Source organism: Streptomyces sp. NPDC034670 (genome assembly GCF_055574875.1).
Genome location: NZ_JBVITR010000037.1, coordinates 16,728 through 35,100, shown reverse-complemented (window position 1 = coordinate 35,100; position 18,373 = coordinate 16,728). Strand labels below are relative to the sequence as shown.

The 18,373-nt window shown below is 71.2% G+C and carries 16 protein-coding genes and 1 pseudogene; 12 read left to right on the top strand and 5 right to left on the bottom strand.

Annotation, left to right across the window (positions count from 1 at the left end; genetic code table 11):
* Nucleotides 1-293: 293 nt before the first annotated feature.
* Nucleotides 294-1,904 carry a pentapeptide repeat-containing protein gene (locus ACZ56B_RS22705; protein ID WP_468793534.1) on the top strand — a complete coding sequence of 537 codons (1,611 nt, stop codon included), beginning with the start codon at nucleotides 294-296 and terminating at the stop codon, nucleotides 1,902-1,904.
* Nucleotides 1,905-2,558: 654 nt separating this feature from the next.
* Nucleotides 2,559-4,250: a hypothetical protein gene (locus tag ACZ56B_RS22700; RefSeq protein WP_468793531.1), complete on the top strand. Its 1,692-nt coding sequence runs from the start codon at nucleotides 2,559-2,561 to the stop codon at nucleotides 4,248-4,250.
* Here ACZ56B_RS22700 and ACZ56B_RS22695 read toward each other — a convergent pair.
* Both ACZ56B_RS22695 and ACZ56B_RS22690 read right to left on the bottom strand, forming a co-directional pair.
* Nucleotides 4,245-4,466 carry a DUF3105 domain-containing protein gene (locus ACZ56B_RS22695; protein WP_384669786.1) on the bottom strand — a complete coding sequence of 74 codons (222 nt, stop codon included), beginning with the start codon at nucleotides 4,464-4,466 and terminating at the stop codon, nucleotides 4,245-4,247. The genes ACZ56B_RS22700 and ACZ56B_RS22695 overlap by 6 nt on opposite strands.
* A gap of 32 nt (nucleotides 4,467-4,498) precedes the next feature.
* Nucleotides 4,499-5,197, bottom strand: a pseudogene (locus ACZ56B_RS22690) (MFS transporter); the annotation flags it as partial.
* A 591-nt stretch (nucleotides 5,198-5,788) separates the two neighbouring features.
* On the opposite strand from ACZ56B_RS22690, the gene ACZ56B_RS22685 reads away from it, so the two are divergent.
* The 4 genes from ACZ56B_RS22685 (at nucleotide 5,789) to ACZ56B_RS22670 (ending at nucleotide 10,306) form a co-directional block, all read left to right on the top strand.
* The gene (locus tag ACZ56B_RS22685; protein WP_468422364.1) at nucleotides 5,789-7,783 is read left to right on the top strand and encodes a heavy metal translocating P-type ATPase; all 1,995 of its coding nucleotides are present in this window, start codon (nucleotides 5,789-5,791) and stop codon (nucleotides 7,781-7,783) included.
* Nucleotides 7,784-8,152: 369 nt separating this feature from the next.
* A complete protein-coding gene (locus tag ACZ56B_RS22680) occupies nucleotides 8,153-8,554 on the top strand; it encodes a DUF6153 family protein (protein ID WP_384669777.1) in 402 nt (133 codons plus the stop codon).
* A gap of 124 nt (nucleotides 8,555-8,678) precedes the next feature.
* Nucleotides 8,679-9,317, top strand: coding sequence for a DUF305 domain-containing protein (locus ACZ56B_RS22675; protein ID WP_384669775.1), 639 nt, complete (start codon nucleotides 8,679-8,681; stop codon nucleotides 9,315-9,317).
* Nucleotides 9,318-9,409: 92 nt separating this feature from the next.
* Nucleotides 9,410-10,306 (top strand): F510_1955 family glycosylhydrolase, encoded by an 897-nt coding sequence (locus tag ACZ56B_RS22670; RefSeq protein WP_384669773.1) that lies wholly within the window; start codon nucleotides 9,410-9,412, stop codon nucleotides 10,304-10,306.
* Nucleotides 10,307-10,344: 38 nt separating this feature from the next.
* Here the strand turns inward: ACZ56B_RS22670 and ACZ56B_RS22665 are convergent, their stop codons facing one another.
* Nucleotides 10,345-10,635: a hypothetical protein gene (locus tag ACZ56B_RS22665; protein WP_384669784.1), complete on the bottom strand. Its 291-nt coding sequence runs from the start codon at nucleotides 10,633-10,635 to the stop codon at nucleotides 10,345-10,347.
* Nucleotides 10,636-10,832: 197 nt separating this feature from the next.
* On the opposite strand from ACZ56B_RS22665, the gene ACZ56B_RS22660 reads away from it, so the two are divergent.
* Nucleotides 10,833-11,108, top strand: coding sequence for a hypothetical protein (locus ACZ56B_RS22660; RefSeq protein ID WP_468422375.1), 276 nt, complete (start codon nucleotides 10,833-10,835; stop codon nucleotides 11,106-11,108).
* A 70-nt stretch (nucleotides 11,109-11,178) separates the two neighbouring features.
* Here ACZ56B_RS22660 and ACZ56B_RS22655 read toward each other — a convergent pair whose 3' ends face one another.
* The gene (locus ACZ56B_RS22655) at nucleotides 11,179-12,216 is read right to left on the bottom strand and encodes a C40 family peptidase (RefSeq protein ID WP_468422367.1); all 1,038 of its coding nucleotides are present in this window, start codon (nucleotides 12,214-12,216) and stop codon (nucleotides 11,179-11,181) included.
* A gap of 390 nt (nucleotides 12,217-12,606) precedes the next feature.
* Between ACZ56B_RS22655 and ACZ56B_RS22650 the strand changes: the two genes are divergently transcribed.
* The 4 genes from ACZ56B_RS22650 (at nucleotide 12,607) to ACZ56B_RS22635 (ending at nucleotide 17,208) form a co-directional block, all read left to right on the top strand.
* Entirely contained in the window at nucleotides 12,607-12,975 is a 369-nt protein-coding gene (locus ACZ56B_RS22650; RefSeq protein WP_384669769.1) for a BlaI/MecI/CopY family transcriptional regulator, read from the top strand.
* Entirely contained in the window at nucleotides 12,972-13,892 is a 921-nt protein-coding gene (locus ACZ56B_RS22645) for a M56 family metallopeptidase (RefSeq protein WP_384669767.1), read from the top strand. The genes ACZ56B_RS22650 and ACZ56B_RS22645 overlap by 4 nt, the downstream gene beginning before the upstream one ends.
* A gap of 334 nt (nucleotides 13,893-14,226) precedes the next feature.
* Nucleotides 14,227-16,713, top strand: coding sequence for a heavy metal translocating P-type ATPase (locus tag ACZ56B_RS22640; protein ID WP_468793630.1), 2,487 nt, complete (start codon nucleotides 14,227-14,229; stop codon nucleotides 16,711-16,713).
* Between the two features lie 210 nt (nucleotides 16,714-16,923).
* Complete coding sequence (locus tag ACZ56B_RS22635) at nucleotides 16,924-17,208, top strand: hypothetical protein (protein WP_384669765.1); 285 nt, start codon at nucleotides 16,924-16,926, stop codon at nucleotides 17,206-17,208.
* A 239-nt stretch (nucleotides 17,209-17,447) separates the two neighbouring features.
* On the opposite strand, the gene ACZ56B_RS22630 is transcribed toward ACZ56B_RS22635, so the two are convergent.
* Entirely contained in the window at nucleotides 17,448-17,594 is a 147-nt protein-coding gene (locus ACZ56B_RS22630) for a hypothetical protein (RefSeq protein ID WP_384669763.1), read from the bottom strand.
* A gap of 100 nt (nucleotides 17,595-17,694) precedes the next feature.
* On the opposite strand from ACZ56B_RS22630, the gene ACZ56B_RS22625 reads away from it, so the two are divergent.
* Nucleotides 17,695-18,102 (top strand): heavy metal-responsive transcriptional regulator, encoded by a 408-nt coding sequence (locus ACZ56B_RS22625; protein WP_384669761.1) that lies wholly within the window; start codon nucleotides 17,695-17,697, stop codon nucleotides 18,100-18,102.
* Nucleotides 18,103-18,373: the final 271 nt, after the last annotated feature.

The following is an 18,373-nucleotide window of genomic DNA, read 5'->3' as shown; positions in this document are numbered from 1 at the left end:
GGCAGGGCGGCCGACGCACCTGGGCCGCCAACGCCGCTCCCGGAGCCGACCCGGACGCGTGCCGCTGTTGCCCCGCCTGCGGCCCCGGCAGAAGCCGAAACGCCCCAGCCTTCAGGCCCCGGCCCGGCCGCAGCACCGGCCCGGGCAGATGCGCGACCTGTGCCGCCGGGCCGACGGTGCCGCCTCCCCCGAGATCGTGCGCCTCTGCCGCCAGACCTGGGGATAGGCAGCTCGCTCCACACAGCCCGGCGGGGCGCTGCAACCACGGGCGCGTGCGCCGTGTCTCCTCCCGCATGACAGGTAACCGCCGATGGCAGCAGCGGCCCGCGCCGGGCGAACGGGAACTGCGGCTGTGGAAGGTCGGGCGGGCATTAGGCGTCACGTTCGCGGCGGCGCTCCTAGCCGCGGGCGGCATCTTCTACGGCCTGGTCCACCTGCTGGAGATCAAAGAAATCGACAGCACGGCCAAGCTGGATGCCAAGACGCTGTTCGACCTGGTGAAGTTCTCCTTCGGCGTGGTCGCCGGAGCCGGTGCCCTCGTCGCCCTGGTCGTCGCTTACCGCCGCCAGCGCGTTGACGAGGCCGGCGCCCACCGTGAGGCCACCCGCCTGCACACCGAGCGGTTCTCCCAGGCCGTCGACAAACTCGGCTCCGACTCCCCGGCCGTTCGCCTCGGCGGCGTCCACGCCCTGGCCGGACTCGCCGACGACGCCCCCGACGACAGCCTGCGCCAGACCTGCATCGACGTCCTGTGCGCCTACCTCCGCCTGCCGTTCCCCGCCGATCCCGGAGACCTGCCCGTCCTGCCCGACGGATCCCCGCCCCCCGAGGACGAGCGCGACGCCCACCAGGACAGGAAGGACCGATACCGCGCCTTCCGCGAGGTCAGGCACACGATCCTGCGCCTCATCGGGGACCACTATCGCATCCCTCAGGACACTCACCGCTCCTGGCAAGGCTGCGACCTCGACCTCACCGGGGTCACCATCGACGGCCCCATGGACTTCACCGGCGCCGTATTCGCCAGCGGCCGCGTGGACTTCCAAGGTGCGACGTTCTCCAGCAACCACGTGCGCTTCGTGGAGGCGGTGTTCTCCGGCAGCCACGTGAACTTCGGCAGTGCGGTGTTCTCCCGCGGCTTCGTGGCCTTCACCGGCGCGGCGTTCTCCAGCGGCCACGTGGACTTCGCCTACGCGGCGTTCTCCGGCGGCATCATCGACTTCGACAAGGGGGTCTTCTCCGGCGGCGACGTGACCTTCGGCAGTGCGGTGTTCTCCCGCGGAAACGTGGACTTCCATGATGCAACGTTCTCCGGCGGCCACGTGGTCTTCCGAAGCGCGACGTTCTCCGGCGGCCACGTCGCCTTCGAAGCTGCGACGTTCTCCGACGGCGACGTGACCTTCCAAGGTGCGACGTTCTCCGACGGCCACGTGAACTTCGGGCGCGCGGTGTTCTCCGGCGGCCACGTGAACTTCGAAGCTGCGACGTTCTCCGGCGGCCTCGTGGCCTTCCCCTCCGCGATGTTCTCCGGCAGCCACGTGAACTTCGGGCGCGCGGTGTTCTCCGGCGGCCACGTGAACTTCGACAATGGGGTGTTCTCCGGCGGCCACGTGGACTTCCCCTACGCGATGATCTCCGGCGGCATCGTGGCCTTCGAGGGGGCGACGTTCTCCGGCGGCCACGTGAACTTTGGCAGTGCGGTGTTCTCCGGCGGCCACGTGGCCTTCGAGGGTGCGGTGTTCTCCCGCGGCATCGTGGCCTTCGAAGCTGCGGTGTTCTCCGGCGGCCATATGGACTTCTCGGCAACGACTGGACCTGCTCCCCTCATGCTGCTGAGGGCGGTCGGTACCCCAGTGCCGCCCGGGGTCCGTCTGCGCACCGACTGGCTTCCCGCCGGCCCATAGGACGGGTGGTCACCTCGTCGGAGGTGACCACCCGTCCGCGTCGTGGCTGGCCGCAGCGGTCAGGGTCCTGCGGGAGGCCCCGTTCCGTGCACGCGGCCTCGACCGGTGGGGGAGCACCGGCAGCTCTGACCCCGAAGAGCCTTGTGCTGCCGTCCGCCGCCAGGCGGCGGACGGCAGCAGTTCAGCTGGATGGGGGACGTCTGTGGCACCGTTTCCGAGGTTCACAACGGTCTACTGACCTCCTCCAGTTGATGTGACGAGGGCGATGAGCACGAGAAGACAGGTAGCGAGAGTGATGACATCCGTCGAGCTCCAACCCTGTTGGAGAGCCAGCACGAGTACGGCGGCAGCGACGTACGGCCACGACGGGCGCTGTCGCTGCGGTGAGTTGGGCGTGAGCACGGGGGGCCTCCAGAGGTTGCCTGGTCTGTTGGAGACCTACGTTCATCCATGGTTTCGTTGTCCGGCGTTGCGGCATGTGATTGCTGCAGGTGGAGGCTCATAAATCGCGGACAACCTGGGATTGTCCCGGGACAAGACGGAGTGGGGGAGCGGATGGGGCGGCCGCTGGGAGACCTGAAAGGGTTGACGGAACAGGCTAATGACTTCGCCCGCTGGTTACGCAGAATCACCCATGGGGTGACGGTGCGGTCTTTGGAGCAGGAGTTCCCCCACGGCAAGACCTCGTGGAGCAGGTTCCGTGATGGCAGCAGACTGCCGCCTGCGTCCTTGGTTGAAGAGGTGACCGCTCGCTTCGTGCGTGAGCCCGAGATGCGCAAACGCCAGCTGGAGCACGGGCTGAGTCTGCTTGGGGCTGCTGAGCGGGCTGCGAGGGACCTGTCTGAACAGGCTGCGCCACCCGGCAGGGGCCTGCCGGCGACATGGGCAGCCCAGCGACAAATTGATGTCGCCGCGCTTGCTCTGCGTCTGGACGACGCTCGCCTGCTGCAGTTCGAGGCGATGCGGAAGTATGAAGCCTCCGAGCGGCGTCGCGAGGAGTTAGAGACGATGGTCTCGGTTCTGGAACAGCGCATCACTGTCCTGGAGAGTGAGCGCGACCGGGTCAGGGAAGACGTCCGCGCCGAACTGCAGCGCGAACTGCAGATGTCGCGGGAGTACCGGCGGCAGGCAGGTGAGAGGCTGAGAAAGGCCAGCCGAGCGGTGGAACGGGCCCGGCAAATACGGCTTGCAGCTGACAAGCAAGTGGCTCGCGAGCAGCACGAGCTGCGACGTGTCGAAGGCCATGACGCCAAGGGATTCTCGCCTCTCACACCAGGCACGACCGTGGCCGAAGAACTGCAACTACCACCCCTGGACCGCATCCAGGAGTTCTTCGACGCCAACAAGCAGCAGATGGACGCCTTGGATGATGAGCTAGACGACCTCGGCAGGGAACTTGGCATCCACGAGACTGAAGACTTGCCCGACGACACTGCCACCCATCACGTCATCTGGGGACAGGTCGTCGAGCCGGCGGGGAACGACGAGGATGTCCCAAGACAGACGACGGACAACGCGCGAAAACCACTGACCAGCGCAGACACCGCCCGGCCGGCCAAGGAAATGGGACCCGAGGCGCCCCTCAGGGAGGCTTACGCTGCCGCCACGCGCCCTCAGCACACCGTATCGACGGAGTTGGTCGCTTGCTTGCGCACAGCAAGTACCCCGGACGCGTTGGCGACGGCGCTCTCCCAGCTACGGCGCCGCTCCGGAGCGAAACCAGTCCGGGAACTGGCCGCCGCACTGCCCGACGACATGAGAGATGACGTGCTTGGCGCCGCAGTTGGGCGCTGGATCGACGGTGACATCCTCCCAGACAGGTGGCCTCACCTTGAGGCTCTGGTACGCCAGATGGGGGCTACAGATGACGAAGCATCGGCGTTCGAACAGGCCTACCGCAGGATCGCATCCAGCGGACCCTCGTCATGGAGCACCCGAAATCACGACCTAGCCGACCTGGCTCCCTTCGCCCGCGGCCTACGCCACTTCCTTGGTGCACCTGCCACGCCGCTCCGGAAGCGAGACTGGGGCATAGCCGTTTCTGCTCCGACCGCTGTCCTCGGAATGACGACCGCCTATACGGCTGCCCTTCAGGCGACCCCCCGCCCTACCCTGGTCACGCTGAGCGTCTACGGAGCCCTCCTGCTTGCCGGATGTCTCTTCGTCGTGCTTGTCACTGCGCGAGTCGCAGTTCTTGGCGCACGAGGGGAGCGCTGGCGTAAACGGTTCGGCGAGGCCTGCCTCGCGGCCAGCCTGCTCACCGTTCCGGCAGGGCTGGCACTGCCCTGGCTGTTGGAGTTCGACCTCCCAGGACGGTGGCTCGCCCAACTTATGGGGCTCTTATAGGACTGGTCCTTTGGCGCGACGTTGGTAGCGGATCGGTGTGGTCGACGCCGTGTCGCGTTGCCGCGCTCGAGGCTGGCCCTGCCCGTGAGGCGGCCGGAGCCCCTCAGCCTCGCCCTCGCGACCTCCGCGTGAGCCCTGGACGTACTTGGTGAAGAACCGGTCGATCCGCGGATCGGATGCCTTGTCCACGGTGAGCTGGCGCCCCCAGGCCGACAGCGTGATCGCCCCGGACTGGCCCTGGACCGGGCTCCCCTTGAGCCGGGCGCACCCTGCGCGGCCAGGGGCAGGGCGAGGCAGACCTGGAAGGTCAGCACGTACGAGCCGATCATCGCCGTGGAGAAGAGCAGGAAGGGCCGGTTGGCCACGACAATGCGCCACTGTGCGAGCACCCCTCCCGGCCCGGCCGTGGCATCGGCGGTGTCGCCGCGGCGTACGGGCAGTGCCCGCCACTGCAGCACGGTCAGTACGGCGAAGACGGCAGCGGCCACCGTGCACACGAGGCGGAAGTCGGCAGCCGGGAGGGCGATTTCGACCAGCGGGCCGAGCAGCATGCCGGCCTGGTAGTAGACGTTGAAGGTGGCGAAGGCGTCCACGCGCCGGTCACCGGCCTCGGCGGCGAGATAGGCACGGACGGCCGGATTGAACAGCGCGCCGGCGAAGCCGGTGGCCGCCGCGGCGGCGATCCGGGCGGGCAGGCTGTCGACCCAGCCGAGCAGGCCGAAGCCAACGGTGCGCAGCAGGCAGCCCGCCATGATCGGAGCCTTGTAGCCGAAGCGGTCGGCGATGGTGCCGCCGATCAGGAACATGCCCTGCTGGGAGAAGTTGCGCACGCCCAGGACGAGGCCAACTGCCCAGGCCGCCAGTCCGAGCCCGCCGGACAGGTGGGCGGCGAGATAGTGCCGGGCTGCGGGCGAGAAGGAGCGGGTCTGCCGCAACAGGGTCATCATCGGGCAGTCCCCGCAAGGGCCTGCTCGATCGGCTGCTTCTGACCGGTCGCGGTGAGAGGGTTCGTGAGGTCGGTGCAGCGGGTCCAGCGGGTGACGACTCGGTCGCCGGGTGGGCGATCTCGTCCCGTTGGTGGGGTGGCCGGTCCAAGACTGTCCCGCCCATGCCGCACCCTCGCTGCACTCCCCCAGGCCGTTGACCAGTGCAGATGCAGAAGTCCGACAGGAGTGCTCACCGCATAGCCTGGGGGTCAGACGGGAATACCGACGCCCCGCTCGCGGTTTTCACTGATACCCCCCTAGGGTATCAGTGAGGGCGTCCCACTCACGGGACTGCCCGGAGAGGAAGCGATGAGCGCACCCCATCACGAGCACGGAGCGGACCCGGGCATGCAGGGGGAGGGTCACGATCGCGCCCGGGAGGTCACGCACGGCCCGGTACCTGAGCACGACCGGCACGGCGGGGTCGACACCGATGCCCTGCGTGAGCCCGCCCACGGGGGTCAGGGCCCGCACGCCGGTCACGGCACGTCTCACACGGGTCACGGCGGCCACGGTGACCACATCGGGCAGTTCCGCCAGCTTTTCTGGATCATGCTCGCACTCGCCGTTCCCACTGTGCTGCTCAGCCCGATGTTCGCGATGATCCTGGGCTATGACCTGCCGGACGTGGCCGGGCTCACCTGGGTCTCGCCGGTCCTGGGCACCGTGATCTACGTCTGGGGCGGCCGGCCGTTCCTGACCGGCGCGGTCAGTGAGCTCAAGGCCCGCAAGCCCGGGATGATGCTGTTGATCGGCATGGCCATCACGGTGGCCTTCCTCGCATCCTGGGGAGCCACGATCGGCGTGCTGTCCCACGAGCTCGAGTTCTGGTGGGAGCTCGCCCTCCTGGTCGTGATCATGCTGCTCGGTCACTGGATCGAGATGCGTTCCCTCGCTCAGACCTCCTCCGCGCTGGACTCCCTCGCCGCTCTCCTGCCCGACGAGGCGGAGAGGGTCGAGGGTGACACCGTCGTCACCGTCGCCCCGTCGGAGCTCCGGCTCGGTGACGTCGTCATCGTCCGCCCCGGCGGCCGTGTTCCGGCCGACGGTGAGGTGGTCGACGGCGGGGCCGACGTCGACGAGTCGATGATCACCGGTGAGTCCAGGCCGGTGCGGCGCGGGGTCGGTGACCAGGTCGTCGCCGGCACGGTCGCGACGGACAACGCGCTGCGGGTGCGGATCTCCGCCGTCGGGGAGGACACCGCCCTGGCGGGCATCCAGCGCCTGGTCGCCCAGGCGCAGTCCTCCTCCACCCGCGCCCAGCGCCTGGCCGACAAGGCTGCCGGCTGGCTGTTCTGGTTCGCCCTGGGTGCCGCCGTGATCGCCCTGGTCGCCTGGCTGCTGCTGGGCACGCCCGAGCAGGCCTGGATCCGTGTGATCACGGTGCTGGTCATCGCCTGCCCCCACGCGCTGGGTCTGGCGATCCCGCTGGTGGTCTCCATCGCCACGGAGCGCGCCGCCAAGGGCGGGGTGCTGGTCAAGGACCGCATGGCGCTGGAGCAGATGCGCACCGTCGACGCCGTCCTGTTCGACAAGACCGGCACCCTGACCGCCGGCCAGCCGGCCCTCACCGGCATCACCACGACCGGAGCCCGCGGCGAGGACGAACTGCTGGCCCTGGCCGCCGCCGCCGAGTCCGACAGCGAGCACCCGCTCGCCCGCGCCATCCGCGAGGCCGCAGCCGAGCGAGGTCTCACCGTCGCGCCGGCCACGGATTTCCACGCCTCGGCCGCCGTCGGCGTGCGCGCCACGGTCGACGGCCACACCGTCGCCGTGGGAGGTCCCGCCCTGCTGACCGGGTCCGGCCGGGACTTGCTGGCGGCCACCGGGGAATGGTCCGCGCGCGGCGCCACGGTGCTGCACGTCCTCGTCGACGGCGACGTCGCCGGCGCACTCGCCCTGGACGACGAGATCCGGCCCGAGTCCCGCGAGGCCGTCGACGCCCTCCACCAGCTCGGCGCGCACGTGGTGATGATCACCGGCGACGCCGAACCGGTCGCCCGCACCGTGGCCGGCCAGCTCGGCATCGACCAGGTCTTCGCCCAGGTCCGGCCCGAGCACAAGAGTGAGAAGGTCGCCGAGCTCCAGCGCCAGGGCCGGGTCGTGGCCATGGTCGGTGACGGCGTCAACGACGCACCGGCACTGGCCCAGGCCGACGTCGGCATCGCCATCGGCGCCGGCACGGATGTCGCGATCGCCTCCGCCGGGGTCATCCTCGCCTCCGACGACCCGCGGTCCGTGCTGTCGGTCATCCAGCTCTCCCGCGCCGCCTACCGCAAGATGAAGCAGAACCTGTGGTGGGCCGCCGGGTACAACCTCATCTCCGTGCCGCTGGCCGTCGGCGTGCTCGCCCCGGTCGGTTTCGTCATGCCCATGGCCGTAGGTGCGCTGCTGATGTCGCTGTCCACCGTCGTGGTGGCGATGAACGCCCAGCTGCTGCGGCGCCTCGACCTCAGCCCTCAGGCCAGCGTCAGCGCCGTGCGCGGCGCCCCGCCCGTGCGCGCCGAGCGAATCGACCGGGAGGAGGCAGCCCTCGCGCACCACTGAGCCCGGGCGTCGTCGAGCGCTCGCGGCCGCACGGAAAGGGTCTTCCGTACGGATCTGCCGATCGCGTGGCTGGTCAACGTCCCGCACTCGGTGATGCACAGTGCCGCCGGGGAGAGCCGCACCGGCGGCCTCAGCTCCGACCGCGCCGCCGATCACATCACGGGCACGGTACTGGCCGCCTTCACCCTGCCGGGAAAGCCGGTGCCGGAAGCCGGCGAGGGAGCATGACACCGGCGACCCCCTGAGGCTCTACGGGGCAGGCGAGCACCGCCACGACACGCGGACGCCGACGGGCGGGCCGGGGCGAGGCAGTGCGACAGGCGGCCGACGGGGCGGTGGCCGGTGAGGGGATGCCCGTACGATGGGGCCGTGACCGGAAGCACCCGATCAGGCCGCCGCCCCGCCGGGCGGCTGTTCGTGCTGCTGGTGCTCGCGGTGCTGACCGGTGTGCTGGGCATGCACGGCCTGGCGCCCGGCGGGGTGCTCGCAGCGCAGACGGGGGCCGGCCACGAAATGGTGACGGCCGCGGCGGACGGCGTGCCGCACGCGGACGGGGGATGCACGCACACGGACGGCGGATCAGGTCACCTCGATCATGCCGACGCGACGTGTGCGGCCGCCGGGACCGCTTCGGCGTACACGCCGCCGGCGCTGGCCGATGCGGTACTGGACGTGCCCGCCGCCTCTTCTCCCGTCGCGGCGGCCACCGGCTCACCCCAGCTCGGTCGGGCGCCGCCCGACCTTTCCGAGTTGCAACTTCTGCGGATATAGGGCCGCCCGCTCGGCACCGGCATCCCGGCATGCGCCGGTAAACGGTGCCGCGCTCGCGCACACCCTTTCGATCCGCGCATCTCGCGCGCCCTGTCGTGGGCGCGTGTGAAGGAGTTGCACCACCATGATCCGCAAGCGTTCCCTCGTCCGCCGCACCGCCGCCGTCGCCGCCGCCGGTGCGGCAGCACTCGTCCTGGCCGCCTGCGGCGGCAACGACGCCGACGGCAGCTCGGCCGCCGGGCACGGCGACCACAACGCCACCGCTTCCTCGTCCGCCTCGGCACCCGCGTCGCAGGGACAGCACAACGCCGCCGACGCCGCCTTCGCGAAGGGGATGATTCCCCACCACCGCCAGGCCGTCGAGATGGCCGACCTGGCCCCCGGCCGGGCTCAGTCGGCCGAGGTGAAGAAGCTCGCCGCCGACATCAAGAAGGCCCAGGACCCGGAGATCAAGACGCTGTCCGGCTGGCTGACCTCCTGGGGCGAGGAGGTGCCCGCCGAGGGCGCCATGGACCACTCCATGCACGGCATGGACGGAATGATGACGGCCGAGGAGATGACCGAGCTCGAGAACGCCTCGGGCAAGGCGTTCGACACCGCCTTCATGGAAATGATGATCAAGCACCACGAAGGCGCGGTCGAGATGGCCAAGACCGAGCAGGCCGACGGCGCCTACGCCCCCGCCAAGAAGATGGCCGAAGAGATCATCGCCTCGCAGAGCGCGGAGATCGAGCAGATGAACGAGCTGCTCGGCAAGAACTGACCTGCGGCTGACAGCACGGGGCGGGCGCCAGGCAAGCGCGCCCGCCCCACCCGCCGCGCCCACCGCCTTTCTCCTCCCGCTTGGACACCACCATGACTTCCGTCCGCATACGGCGCCGCGCCCGGCGCGCCGCGTACTTCCTGGCCGCCACGGGGCTGCTGCTGGCGGCCTGCTCCACTCCCGCCACGGATCAGCACGCGGCCGTGCCCGATCCGGGGACCGGGCACCTGCACGGCCTGGGTGTCGACCCGGCCGACGGCGCCGTCTACGCCGCCGGCCACCACGGCGTCTTCCGCCTCGGCGGCGGCACGGCGGTCCGCGTCGCCGACCGCTACCAGGACACCATGGGCTTCACCGTCACCGGCCCGTCCACGTTCCTGGCCAGCGGCCACCCCGCCCCGGCCGACCCCGACGCCCGCTCCCCCCACCTGGGCCTGATCCGCAGCACGGACGCCGGCAGGACGTGGCGGACCCTCTCCGCCGAGGGCGAGGCCGACTTCCACGCCCTCCAGCAGGCGGGCGACACCCTCTACGGCTTCGACAGCCAGAGCGCAAAGGTGTGGGCCAGCACCGACGGCGGCCGCACCTGGGACATCCGGGCCGGCCTGCCGCTGCTCGACCTGGCCGCCCACGCCGACAGCCCCGCGACGGTGTGGGCGGCCACCGGCAAGGGCCTCGTCCACAGCACCGACGGCGCACGCAGCTTCCGGGCCGTCCCCGGCGCCCCGGCCTTGGTGGCGGTCGACGAACCGGAGTCCGGGCTGCTGGTCGCCCTGGCCGCGGACGGCCGCGTGGTCACCAGCCGCGGCGGCCAGACATGGACCGAACAGGGCCGCCTGCCCACCGGCGGCGAGCCTACCGTGCTCACCGCTGCAACCGTCCGGCATCTGCTGGCCGCCGACAGCACCGACACCATCTACCAATCCACCGATGGTGGCCGCACCTGGACCGCGCTCCACCGGCCGTACAGCCAAGCGGAACGCCCCTAAAGACCGGCCCATGAGACCCGCCGAGCCCGCAGCTGCGCTCACCCCCCGTGGCCGGGGCGGTGCTGCGCAATGCATGCCGCCGGGCACGCCGCAACGACGCTGCCCGTACCGGCCGGTTCGGCAACCCTCACAGACGCGGGGCGCGGCGCAGGGTGTCGCTGAGTTCGGCGTACTTCTCCTCGGCCCGGGCGGGGCCGGTGCGGGCGGCGGCGGTGACGCAGCCGCGTACGTGCTCGTCGAGGAGGCCGAGGGCGACCTCCTGCGGGGGCGCGGCCGGCGGCGCTGATCTGGGTGAGAACGTCGATGCAGGAGCGGTCGTCGGTGACCATGCGGGAGATGCCGCGTATCTGGCCTTCGATCTTGTTCAGGCGGGCCAGACGGTCGGCGTGACCGGGCGCCTGGGTGTGCCCGTGGGCGTGGCGTGCGGTGGCGGGAGCGGTGGCCACCGGGTTTCGCCCCCCTCCTGCGTGCCGCCGGTCGTGGGGGCGGTGCAGCGGTCGGGGGCGGCGTCGAGGGCGGCGGCGCAGTGGGCGACGAGAGCGAGACGACGGCGCAGAAAACGCCCAGCCGCACGCCGCGCCGCAGCGTCTGGCCGTCGAGGAAACCCGGCGCACTGTCCGGCCGGCGCCTGAGCGGACGGCGGGCGCGGCGGTTCTTGCCGGCCGCCCCGGGGGTACTCAGCCCGATGCTCGCCGGCATCGCCCTGGCGTTCTCGTCGGTCTTCGCCGTCGGTGACAGCCTGCGGCTGCACGGCTTCCGCGCCGCCCGGCATCCTCAAGCGGCCGTTCTTCCGCACGGCTGACCCGCTCCGGCACCGCCTTCTCGGTGCCGGGGCGGGTCCCTGGGCGGGTCCCCGGTCACCCAGGCGGTGCTCAGACCCGGACGCCCCACATGAACGGCATGCCGCTGGTGCTGATCGGCTCATAGCGCACGACGGCGCCCGGCTTGGGGGCGTGGAGGATCTGCCCGTTGCCCGCGTAGAAGCCGACGTGGCTGAGGTCGGTGCGCATGATGATGAGGTCGCCCGGTTTCAGCTCGCTCAGGGAGTTGATCCGGGTGCCGATGTTGGCCTGGGCCTGGGAGGTGCGGGGGATGGAGATGCCCGCCTGGTTGAAGGCCCAGGAGGTCAGCCCGGAGCAGTCGAAGGAGTTCGGCCCGGTGGCGCCCCAGACGTAGGGCATGCCGACCCGGGACTTGGCCGCCTCGAAGGCGGAGGCCGTGCGCTGCGAGCCGCTGGCCTCGTTACCCAGCTCGACCCGCTCGCTGGCACGGTTGGCCCGCTCCTCCTCGGCGGCGATCTTCGCGCGCTCCTTCGCCGTCAGCGTGTTGAGGAGCTTCTGGGCCTGGGCGAGCTTGCCCTGGATCTCCTTCTTCTTGTCCTTCAGCTCCTTGCGGGTGCTCCCGAGGTCCGCGAGCTTCTGTGAGGCCTCCTCGCGCTGCTGGGCGAGCGTGCGCTGCTTGGCCTGGATCTTCTTGAGCGTGCTGAGCTGCCGACTGCTGAGCTGGTCCAGGACGGCGGCCTTGTCCAGGTAGCTGTCGGGGTCGGAGGAGAGGAAGAGCTGCACGGAGGGGTCCACCCCGCCGCTGCGGTACTGCGCGGTGGCGAGCGACCCCAGGCCGTCCCGCAGTGTGTTGAGCTCGTCCTGGCCGCGGGCCACTGTGTCCTGCAGGTTGTCGACCTGCTTCTGCAGTTTGTCGTGCTTCTCTTTGGCGCCGTTGTACTTCTCGGTCGCCTGGGTGGCCTGCTCGTAGAGCCGGTCGACCTCCGCCTTCACCCCTTTCTTGTTGGGGTCCGGCAGGGGATCGGCCTGAGCCGACTGTGCGGTGAGGGCCACTACCGCCGCGGCGGTGGTAGTGAGCACGGTCGTACGGGCGCGGTTGGGCTGCTTGGGACGACGGTGGGACGCCACGGGGGCGAGCTCCTTCTTCCTCGGCCGCCTGCCGGACATGGGCCCGGCTCCGCGTGACCTCCGCGGACTCGGCGGTACCCCCGCCGCCGCCCCGGATGGGCGGCCGACCGTGCGAAGGCTCGGAGGCGGATATTACTCAGCTAATCAACTTAGCTGCAATCTGGTGGGTCACGGGGGCGGTGGATCACCAGGCAACGCGAAAGAAGGAACTCTTCCCGGCGCATCTACCTGTCAGGCAGGTGCCCAGGTCCACTTCTATCGCTAAGGTGCTTAGCTGCTATGTGCCGGCCGTGGACCCTTGCGGGACGGCGACGGCCACGGCCGGCCGGGCCACTACGATGAACCCGTGCCGGTCCGGCACCGTCGGCAGTCCGGGGCGGAGGAACACACGTGCGGCCACTGGGTGAGCTGGAGGCGGAGATCATGACCCGCCTGTGGGCCTGGGGGCGCCCGGCCACCGCGCGCGACCTCCTCGCGGACCTCACCAGGACCCGCCCCCTCGCCTACAGCACCGTCAAGACCGTCGCCGAGATCCTGTACCGCAAGGGCATGCTCCGACGGCAGAAGGAAGGGCGGGCCTGGCGGTACGAGCCCACCTGCACCCGCCAGCAGTACACCGCGGCGCTGATGCGCGACGCGCTGGGCGACAACCCCGACCCCGCCGGCACACTCCTGAGCTTCGTCGAGCGGATGTCGCCGGACGAGGTGGAGGCGCTGCGCTCGGCCCTGCGGGCGGCACAGCGGAGGAACCAGACGTGACAGCGGCCCTGGTACTCACCGGATACGCCCTCCTGATCGGTGCCGTCGCCCCCACCGCGCTGGCCCGGGCCCGGTGGACCCACCACGCCCCCCGGCTGGCGATCCTCACCTGGCACGGACTGATGGCGACGTTCGTCATCACCGTCGCACTGATCCTCTACCACGTCGCCCTGCGAGAGCCGCACGTCCACGACGGGCTGCTCGGCCTGCTCACCGCCTGCGGCCTGCTCCCCGGCGCCGCAGTCTTCGGCCCGGCACCGCACACCGTCGCCGACCCTGCCGCCCTGCTGCCGCCGACCCTCGCCGTGCTTCTCCCCGTCGGCTGGTTTCTGCGCACGGTCTGGCGCACCCGGCGCGCCCAGCGCCGCCACCTGGCCATGCTCGCCCTGGTGGGCCGCCCCTCCGTCGAGCACGATGCCGTCGTCGTCGACCACGACACCCCGGCCGTCTACTGCCTGCCCGGACGCTCCCGCCAGGTGGTCGTGACCGAAGGAGCGATCAAGACCCTCTCCCGCGAACAGCTCCGGGCCGTGCTCGCACACGAGCGGGCCCATATCACCGGCCGGCACCACCTGTGCCACGCGGCCGCCGAGGCGTTCGCACACGCCTTCCCGAAACTGCCGCTCGCCCGGCACGCCCGCGAGCAGACCGCCCTGCTGCTGGAGATGGCCGCGGACGACCAGGCACTGCGCTCCCACTCCCGAGAGACCCTGGCCACCGCGATGTGCGAGGTCGCGGCAGGCCAGACGCCCCGGGCGGCCTTCGGCGCGGGCGGGCCCAGCGCGGCCGTCCGGCTGCACCGCCTCCTCACCCCGAAAGCCACGCCGCACCGTGCGACGCGGCTGGCAATCGTCGGCTGCTCCGTCGCCGCACCCGTGCTGCCGCTGCTCATCGCCTGCGGTCTGCTCGTGGGCTGACCGGGGCCGAGTTCCGTCGCCGCAGCTCATCCCGCCCCACCCTCGTACGGGCACCGGGCAGGAGCCGGCCGGTTTCGAGCCGCCGCGGGGTCCGGGCGGCGGCTCCCGGTGCGCCCGTCAGCCACCCGCCGGTCCGGGCGCCGTGCCCCTATAGCCGCGCTTCCGTGTGTGTCCCCGGGGGGAGCGGGTACTGAAGACATCTCGTTCCACACAGCGCTTTTCTGCCTGAGGAGGAACGGCCGTGTCCCACTCGGCGGACGCCCACGACCACTCCACGCACCCTCCGGCCGCCGCGGACAAGGAGCGCAGCACGGCGGTGCTGGACGTGCGCGGCATGGTGCGGGCGTCCCAGCAGAGCACGGTCGCCGCTGCGCTGGGACGGCGTCCGGGCGTGCTGGAGGTGGAGGCCAACCCGGTGGCGCAGTCGGCCACGGTGGTCTACGACCCGCGGCGCACCTCGCTGGCCGAGCTGCGCCGATGGGTGACCGAGTGCGGCTACCACTGCGCGGGCCAGTCGGTGCCCGCCCACGTCTGCGACCCGATGGAGGAGCCCGATCCGCCCGGCGAGCACGCCGGACACGCGAGTCGTGGCACGGGGACGGCCGTGGCACCCGGACCGGCGGAACAGGCCGGGCACGGCGCCGGGACGGCCGGGCCGGCCGAGCGCGTCGACCACGAACGGCATGAGCGGCACGCGGAGCACGAGGGCCACGCCAGGCCGAGGGGAGCGCTCGCGCCGCACGAGGCGATGGGCCACGGCGGGATGTCCATGGCGGCGATGGTGGCCGACATGCGCAACCGCTTCCTGGTGGCGCTGGTCTTCTCCCTCCCCATCGTGCTCTGGTCGCCGATCGGCGAGGACGTGCTGGGCCTGCACGTGCCGGTGCCCTTCGGCCTGCGGCAGGACGTGTGGGCGCTGCTGCTGAGCCTGCCGGTGATCTTCTACTCGTGCACGGTCTTCTTCGACGGCGCGGTGCGGGCCCTGCGCCACCGCACCCTGGACATGATGGTGCTGGTCGCGGTCGCCATCGGCGCCGGCTGGCTGTACTCCCTGGTCATCACCCTCACCGGGGGCGGGGAGGTCTTCTACGAGGCGGCCACCGTCCTGGCCGCCTTCGTGCTGCTCGGCCACTGGGTGGAGATGCGCGCCCGCGGCGGCGCCAACGACGCGGTGCGCACCCTGCTCGACCTGGCCCCGCCCAAGGCGCTGGTCGTCCGCGACGGGGAGCCGGTGGAGGTGCCCACCGCCGAGATCGCCGCCGGCGACCTGCTGCTGGTCCGCCCCGGCGCCAAGGTCGCCGTCGACGGCGTGGTCGAGGAGGGCGAGAGCGAGGTCGACGAGTCGATGGTCACCGGCGAGAGCCTGCCGGTGCACAAGGCACCCGGCGACCAGGTGGTGGGCGCGACCATCAACACCCACGGCACGCTGCGGGTCCGCGCCACCAAGGTCGGCTCCGACACCGCGCTGGCGCAGATCGTCAAACTCGTTCAGCAGGCCCAGAACTCCAAGGCCCCAGGCCAGCGGCTGGCGGACCGGGCCGCCTTCTGGCTGGTCTTCGTCGCCCTGGTCGGCGGCGCGGCGACGCTGGCCGTCTGGCTGCTGGCCACCGACCGCTCCTTCGGCACCGCGATGCTGTTCGCCATCACCGTCGTGGTGATCACCTGCCCGGACGCGCTGGGCCTGGCCACCCCGACCGCGATCATGGTGGGCACCGGCCTGGGCGCCAAGCGGGGCGTGCTGTTCAAGAACGCCGCCGCCCTGGAGACCGCCGCAAGCATCCACACCGTGGTGATGGACAAGACCGGCACCCTCACCCGGGGCGAACCCGAGGTCACCGACGTGATCACCGCCGGGGGCCGGCAGGAGGACGAACTGCTGCGGCTGGTCGCCGCGGTGGAACGCGAATCCGAGCACCCGCTGGCGGCAGCCATTGTCCGTCACGCCCAGGCGCGCTCGATGGCCTCGGCGAGCGCCCAGGAGTTCGTCAACGTTCCCGGCCACGGCGCGACCGCCGTCGTCGACGGGCACCGGGTCGCGGTCGGCAACCGCCGCCTGATGGAGCGAGAGGGCGTCGAGCTCGGCCCGCTGGCCGCCCGCCGGGGCGAGCTGGCCGCCGGCGGACGCACCGCCGTCATCGCCGCCGTCGACGGCCGGGCGGCGGGCCTGATCGGCCTCGCCGACGCACCCCGCCAGACCTCGGCCCAGGCGGTGGCCGAACTGCACGCCCTGGGCGTGGAGACCGTCATGCTCACCGGCGACAACCGGGCCACCGCCGAGCACATCGCCGCCCGGCTGGGCATCGACACCGTCATCGCCGAGGTCCTGCCCGGCGATAAGGCAGCCAAGATCGCCGAACTCCAGCGGGACGGCCGCAGGGTCGCCATGGTCGGCGACGGCGTCAACGACGCCCCGGCACTCGCCCAGGCCGACCTGGGCATCGCCATCGGCGCCGGCACCGACGTCGCCATCGAGACCGCCGGCCTCGTCCTGATGCGCTCCGCCCCCCTCGACGTCCCCACCGCCCTGCGCATCGGCCGCGGCACGCTGCGCAAGATGCGGCAGAACCTCGGCTGGGCCATCGGCTACAACGCCCTCGCCCTGCCGATCGCCGCGGGCGTCTTCGAACCCGCCCTCGGCCTGGTCCTCCGCCCCGAGATCGCCGCCCTGTCGATGTCCGGCTCCAGCATCATCGTCGCCCTCAACGCCCTCGCCCTCAAACGCCTCCGCCTGCCCGAGGCCCCGCCCCCGCCCGCCGCGCCGCCGCAGAAGGCCCCGGCCCGCCCGGTCACCGCGGGAAGCCCCTCCGGCGGCGCACGGTGAGACGCGCCGCCGCCGGCCGCAGTGCCGTCCGCCCCCCGGGCCGCAGCGGCTGCTGCGCCCTCGTCACCGTGGCCGACGGGCGAGTGCCGGCGCGGGGCCGAGTACCCGGCCCTTCCGGCGGCCCCGGACGTGCCGCGCTCGCCCTGAGGCGCGCCGGGCGCTCGGGGTCAGCGGGCTGCCGGGCGAATAGGCCGCGGGGCGAGAGGCACGGTGCACGCCGCATGGTGCGGCCTGACCCCGGAGCAGGCTCTGCAGCAGGCTCCGGAGGAGGCGCGGAAGGAGATCGCGGCCATGGAGGAGGGGTCGCGCCGCACGATGGCCGAGCTGTGCGAGGTGCCCGCGAGGAAGCAGTTCGACATCGAGTTCGCGCGGCGGATCATTTCCCACCACAACTCGGGGATCATCGAGTTCCTCGAGGTGCAGCCACGGGCCGACCACCCCGCTGGTTTTGTTCGTGAGTTGTGGTTCTGGCACACATTCCGTGAGCGATCTTGAGTCCGGCCTCCCCGGACCCCAACGACGCGTGGTCCTCGCAGCTCACGTAACGCGCGCGCCTCCTGCCGGCGAGAGCCAGCAGGATCTTTCACGGAATGTGTGCCAGAACCTGAGTTTGGGGGGCGCCAGCACGCTTGCAAGGCAGTGCGGGGATGCTCTTGCTGAAGGTGCTGGTCAACGGTGTACGTGGCGATCGGGTCTGGGCCACCCATTCCGGGTGGCCCAGACCCTCAGTGCGGCTACGAAGCCTTGACCATCGTCTTGCCGCAGCAGCACGTCGGGTTCTGCTGGCCGCCGCACGTCGACGGGGCGCCCTTGGTCACCGTCAGCTCGCACCCGCAGTTCTCATCGGGGCAGCGGTAGACCTCTCCCTCACGGAACGGCATCGCTCTCACCTCCACTTTTCGCGTTCTGATCCGTCACGAGCGACGCTAGAACCTGGCCCCAGGGTCAAGGTCAACACTGGGCGGCGAAGGAGGAACGATCATGGCGTTGCAGGGACTGACTATCGGGCAGGCCGCGCAGGCCGCAGGGCTCACTCGCAAGGCCGTCCGTGTATACGAGGCCAAGGGGCTACTGCCCAAGGCCGAGCGCAGCACGGCCGGCTACCGGCTCTACACCCAGGACGACGTCGAACTGCTGACCTTCATCCGCCAGGCTCGAACCCTCGGACTCCGCCTCGAAGACGTCCGCGAGGTTCTCGAGATCCGCCGCGGCGGCACACCGCCCTGCGACGCCGTCCGCGACCTGCTCGACGCACGCATCGCAGAGATCGACGCCACCGTCAACGACCTCATCGCCCTCCGCGAGAACCTCGCCGACACTCGGCGAGCAGCTGACGACCGTCCTTGCGGAGAGCCTTCCACCGTCTGCTCGATCATCGAAGACGCCTGAGGGGGCCGGGGCCGCTGACCATCGCCCACGCCAGTGCCGTCATTTCTCATCAACATCCACGACCCAGTTGATCGCTGGATGACTCCGGAACCCGTCGACAAACGCTGTCCCTTGGGAGGTTCTGGCACACATTCCGTGAAAGATCCTGCTGGCTCTCGCCGGCAGGAGGCGCGCGCGTTACGTGAGCTGCGAGGACCACGCGTCGTTGGGGTCCGGGGAGGCCGGACTCAAGATCGCTCACGGAATGTGTGCCAGAATCCCTTGGGATGAA